Below are 5,090 nucleotides of genomic sequence, written 5' to 3'. Positions count from 1 at the left end.
AGCGTTCCGCATAGACGAGGAGGCACGACGAGCGGTTCGGGACGCGGAGCGGCGTTTCAAGGTAGTTTTTACGCTTTTAATTTTCAGGCATGATTTTTTGTTACTTTTTTATCAAGAAAAAAGTAAAGAGAAAATCTTTATGAAAATAGTACCCACATCAATACCCACAATCTTGTCATAATCAATGAAAATCATTTAACTCGTGTCAAAAAAATAACACACACACAATCCACTCCCACAATCCCATCATAAGCCCAATAACCACCTTACATACATTTGAAGACCACCCCGCCCTTAAATCAAAAGCATAAAAAACAACGCCGAAACAAAGCGGCAGCGTTCCGCATAGACGAGGAGGCACGACGAGCGGTTCGGGACGCGGAGCGGCGTTTCAAGGTAGTTTTTACGCTTTTAATTTTCAGGCATGATTTTTTGTTACTTTTTTATCAAGAAAAAAGTAAAATTCTCCCACGCGCAAAATAAGTTTTAGCACTTGCTTTGTAAGTTCGAGCACTTGTTTTGTAAGTTTAAGCACCTGCGGAATAAATTCAAGCACCTGCGTTGTAAGTTCTCCCGTCCGCTTTATAAGTTTTAGCACTTGCTTTGTAAGTTCGAGCACCTACTTTGTAAGTTCAAGCATCTGCGTTGTAAGTTCTCCCGTCCGCTTTGTAAGTTTTAGCACTTGCTTTGTAAGTTCGAGCACCTGCGTTGTAAGTTCTCCCGTCTGCTTTGTAAGTTTTAGCACCTGCTTTGTAAGTTCGAGCACCTGCGTTGTAAGTTCTCCCGTCCGCTTTGTAAGTTTTAGCACCTGCTTTGTAAGTTCGAGCACCTGCGTTGTAAGTTCTCCCGTCCGCTTTGTAAGTTTTAGCACTTGCTTTGTAAGTTTTAGCACTTACTTTGTCAAGTATCTTTATTACTTCCTTATTTTCCAAAAAAAAATCCGTCTTGTTCTTAACAACAAGACGGATTTACTATTTTAAAGTGATACTGTTTCCTACAAAATTCCCAGTTCCTTCATACAATTACTCATCATCTGATACGTTCTTTCAATATCATTGTCTAAACCTATCGAGAAACGAATTAATCCGTCTGTCAAGCCCATTTCCGCTTGTTCTTCCAAAGGTATTTCTGAAGAAGTCGAAGTTCCTGGTGCGCTAAATAACGTTTTATAAAAACCTAAACTTACAGCTAAGTATCCTAAATTTCTTTCCTGCATCAATTCCATCAGTTCGTTGGCTTTATCCAGTGAACCAACATCAATAGTCATCATTCCTCCAAAACCATACTCAGGATTAATCATCCCTTTGTAAATTTCATGGCTTGGGTGGCTTTTCAATCCCGGATATACAGTCTTGATTCCGTCCTGTTCAAATTTATTTGCCAAAAACATAGCATTATGACTATGCTGTTTCATTCTGATGTGTAGTGTACGCATGTTTTTCATAACACTAGCCGAACGTAAACTGTCCATAGTAGGTCCTAACAACATACTTGCCCCGTTGTTCACATTCTTCAAATCATTGATAAACTCCTGAGAAGCACAAACCACTCCTCCTACCGTATCACTACTTCCGTTAATGTATTTTGTCAAAGAATGAATCACGATATCCGCTCCTAATTTAGCCGGTGCAACTGATAATGGTGAGAACGTATTGTCTACTACCAATTTCAATCCGTGCTTTTTAGCAATTACAGACAATCCTGCAATGTCAGCCACTTCCAGTAAAGGATTACTTACTGTTTCACAATACAATACTTTAGTATCCGGTGTAATAGCTGCTTCAACGATATCCAGTTTGGTAATATCCACAAATGTGGTTTTAACGCCCATTCTTGGTGCAAAGTTTTTTAAGAAAGCATATGTTCCTCCATAAATGGTTCTGCTTGAAACAACATGATCTCCATTCCCGCATAATTGCAATAATGTTGGTGTTATAGCTCCCATTCCTGATGCAGCCACATTAGCACTTTCCGTTCCTTCCATTGCTGCCAATGCTTTGTCCAAATACAAGTTACTTGGCGAAGAATGACGGGAATACAGGTAACATCCTTCTGCATTTCCTTCAAATGTATCGAACATTGTTTTTGCCGAAAGAAAGGTATATGTTGAACTGTCGGAAATAGATGGATTTACGCCTCCAAATTCTCCAAAATACTGCAAATCCTGAATTCTGTCTGCCGGATTAAAATCTTTCATATCTTATTTTTTATTGTTTTATAATAGTTTTATTGAAGTCAAAATAAGTTTATTTAGGAAAATAAATCAACAACAAATCAATTATTTAGAAAATAAAACTACTTTTTCAGTATTAAATGATTTTATTTTCTTTTAAAGTATTAATTTTGATTTGTTAACCAATTTTTTTTCAATCATGACATTTGACACCATCGACAAAAATCTGCTGAAATTACTTCAGACAGACAGTAAAAAAACAACCAAAGAATTGTCTTTGAAACTAAATTTATCCGTAACAGCTGTTTATGAACGTATTAAGAAATTAGAAAAAGAAGGAATCATATCTAATTACGTTGCCCTTCTCAACCGAAATAAGATAGAAAAAGGTTTTGTTGTTTTCTGCCATCTGAAACTAATGCAGCACACCAAGGAGTTTATTTCCCAATTTGAAAAAGAAGTAGTTCTGCTCAACGAAGTCCTTGAATGTTTTCATGTCAGTGGCGATTACGATTACATCCTTAAAATCTGCGTAAAAGACATGGAAGAATACCGCGAATTTATGGTCACAAAGCTTACTACACTCCAGCATATTGGCAGTACACACAGTACTTTTATGATTGGAGAAGTAAAAAACACCACTGCTTTTTATATGTAAAAGATTACAATTTTTGTTAAATTTATTTTATTGCTGTAAATAAAATACTACTTTAGTGCTTTATTAATCAAAAAATAACTAGTACAAATGAAAACAAAACTTTTAAACATCCCAGGAGTAGAAGTGATTTCAAAAGAAAATCAAAAAGAAATTAACGGTGGTATCGGGCCAATTTCAGGTGGATGCCATTGCATTTGCGGAAAACCGCTTCCTAAATACTGCTCACCATGTTTTATTGATCCTTGTGCAGGAGGAGGCCAAAATTCTTAATCAATTAACCTAAACGAATTTATTATGAAATCAAGACTTTTAAACCTTTCTGGAGTTGAAGTACTTTCTAAAGAAAGCCAAAAAATGATCATTGGTCAGGCAGGAAAACCGGATTTGTCTCTTTGTGGTTGCTCATGCAGCGGGTCAGTTACAGGTCCTTACTACTGTGTACAATATATCGGATGTCCGCAAGTGTACACTTGCAACGATGCAGTATAAGTAATTTATTTTGAGTTAGAAACCCTGATAGTCATTTTTCAGGGTTTTTTTGTGCCTTTTTTTAATGATTATTCCCGTTAGAAAGCAGTAATTGAACAGAAAGCAAAAAGCTGCTGCATTTTCCGAAATAAAGCAATTCCTTGTAAACAAAATTCCTTAATTTTGTCACTCGAAATTTTTTAAAACACAACATAAATAAATTACTATGAGTTCATTTGACGTAGTTGTTATCGGTTCAGGTCCCGGCGGATATGTAGCGGCAATCCGTTGCGCACAGTTGGGAATGAAAACTGCCATTATCGAAAAATATTCAACCCTTGGAGGTACATGCTTAAATGTAGGATGTATTCCTTCAAAAGCATTATTGGCCTCTTCACACCATTATGAAGAATTACAGCATTTTGCTGATCACGGAATTGAAGTTTCAGGTGATGTAAAAGTAAACCTGGAAAAAATGATTGCCCGTAAACAAGCAGTAGTAGATCAAACTGCAGGTGGTGTAAAATTCTTAATGGATAAAAATAAAATCACTGTTTTTGAAGGTGTCGGTTCGTTTGAAAATGCCACAACAATCAATATCACTAAGGCAGATGGTTCTGTTGAAAAAATTGAAGCCAAAAACACCATCATTGCAACAGGATCAAAACCGTCTTCTTTGCCTTTCATCAAAATTGATAAAGAAAGAGTTATCACTTCAACTGAAGCTTTAAAATTAACTGAAGTTCCTAAACACCTTGTAGTTATTGGTGGCGGAGTTATCGGATTAGAATTAGGCCAAGTGTATTTACGTTTGGGTGCTCAGGTTTCTGTAGTTGAATTCATGGACCGCATTATTCCTGGAATGGACGGTGCTTTGTCTAAAGAATTGACTAAAGTATTGAAAAAACAAGGAATGAAATTCTATACATCACACAAAGTACAATCTGTAGATCGTGCTAATAATGTAGTGACTGTAAAAGCCGAAAACGCTAAAGGTGAAATCATTACTTTAGAAGGTGACTATGCATTGGTTTCTGTAGGACGTCGTCCTTATACAGATGGTCTAAATGCAGACAAAGCTGGAGTTAAAATCACAGATAGAGGACAAGTGGAAGTGAACGACCATTTACAAACTACTGCTTCAAACATTTATGCAATAGGTGATGTTGTCCGTGGAGCAATGCTGGCACACAAAGCGGAAGAAGAAGGTGTAATTGTAGCTGAGTATCTTGCAGGACAGAAACCACATATCGATTATAACTTGATTCCTGGAGTTGTTTATACTTGGCCGGAAGTAGCTGCTGTTGGAAAAACAGAAGAACAGCTTAAAGAAGCCGGAGTAAATTTCAAATCAGGAAGTTTCCCATTCAAAGCTTTAGGACGTGCCCGTGCAAGTTCTGATATTGAAGGTTTTGTAAAAATCCTTGCGGATGCTAAAACCGATGAAGTTTTAGGAATCCACATGATTGGAGCCCGTGCTGCCGATTTAATTGCCGAAGCAGTAACTGCAATGGAATTCCGTGCTTCTGCTGAAGATATTTCAAGAATGTCACACGCTCACCCTACTTTTGCAGAAGCTATCAAAGAAGCTGCTTTAGATGCAACCGGGAAAAGAGCTTTACATATCTAATACGGTATATAACAATTCTGATACATAAAAAACCCCGCTTAATTTGCACTGCCCCCAAAAAGTTAGACACTATTTGGGGGTATTTTTATGGAAAGAAAAGTCAAGTATAATTTTGCATTAAAGCTTGAATGTGTAAAATTAGTTGTTGAACAACATCATTC

Annotated in this window: 7 protein-coding genes; 5 read left to right on the top strand and 2 right to left on the bottom strand. The window is 36.9% G+C overall.

What is annotated here, in order from left to right:
- Positions 1-181 (top strand): hypothetical protein (locus tag ACRDEC_RS16860; RefSeq protein ID WP_431499539.1); only part of this gene is annotated, 181 nt, incomplete at its 5' end.
- A gap of 451 nt (positions 182-632) precedes the next feature.
- Here the strand turns inward: ACRDEC_RS16860 and ACRDEC_RS16855 are convergent.
- Together ACRDEC_RS16855 and ACRDEC_RS16850 are read right to left on the bottom strand one after the other, a co-directional pair.
- Positions 633-932, bottom strand: a complete 300-nt coding sequence (locus ACRDEC_RS16855) for a hypothetical protein (RefSeq protein WP_431499538.1) — start codon at positions 930-932, stop codon at positions 633-635.
- Positions 933-994: 62 nt separating this feature from the next.
- Entirely contained in the window at positions 995-2,197 is a 1,203-nt protein-coding gene (locus tag ACRDEC_RS16850; RefSeq protein ID WP_431499537.1) for an aminotransferase class V-fold PLP-dependent enzyme, read from the bottom strand.
- Between the two features lie 175 nt (positions 2,198-2,372).
- Between ACRDEC_RS16850 and ACRDEC_RS16845 the strand changes: the two genes are divergently transcribed.
- The 4 genes from ACRDEC_RS16845 to lpdA all read left to right on the top strand — a co-directional run bounded on the left by ACRDEC_RS16845 (position 2,373) and on the right by lpdA (position 4,929).
- Positions 2,373-2,831: an Lrp/AsnC family transcriptional regulator gene (locus ACRDEC_RS16845; protein WP_431499536.1), complete on the top strand. Its 459-nt coding sequence runs from the start codon at positions 2,373-2,375 to the stop codon at positions 2,829-2,831.
- Between the two features lie 87 nt (positions 2,832-2,918).
- Positions 2,919-3,101 carry a hypothetical protein gene (locus tag ACRDEC_RS16840; RefSeq protein ID WP_431499535.1) on the top strand — a complete coding sequence of 61 codons (183 nt, stop codon included), beginning with the start codon at positions 2,919-2,921 and terminating at the stop codon, positions 3,099-3,101.
- A gap of 24 nt (positions 3,102-3,125) precedes the next feature.
- Entirely contained in the window at positions 3,126-3,320 is a 195-nt protein-coding gene (locus ACRDEC_RS16835) for a hypothetical protein (protein ID WP_431499534.1), read from the top strand.
- Between the two features lie 205 nt (positions 3,321-3,525).
- The gene (gene lpdA / locus ACRDEC_RS16830; RefSeq protein ID WP_431499533.1) at positions 3,526-4,929 is read left to right on the top strand and encodes a dihydrolipoyl dehydrogenase; all 1,404 of its coding nucleotides are present in this window, start codon (positions 3,526-3,528) and stop codon (positions 4,927-4,929) included.
- Positions 4,930-5,090: the final 161 nt, after the last annotated feature.

It is taken from the genome of Flavobacterium sp. (assembly GCF_050696275.1).
Classification (GTDB): Bacteria; Bacteroidota; Bacteroidia; order Flavobacteriales; family Flavobacteriaceae; genus Flavobacterium.
The sequence above is the reverse complement of the archived record's forward strand: the minus strand, read 5'-3'. Positions and strand labels throughout refer to the sequence as shown.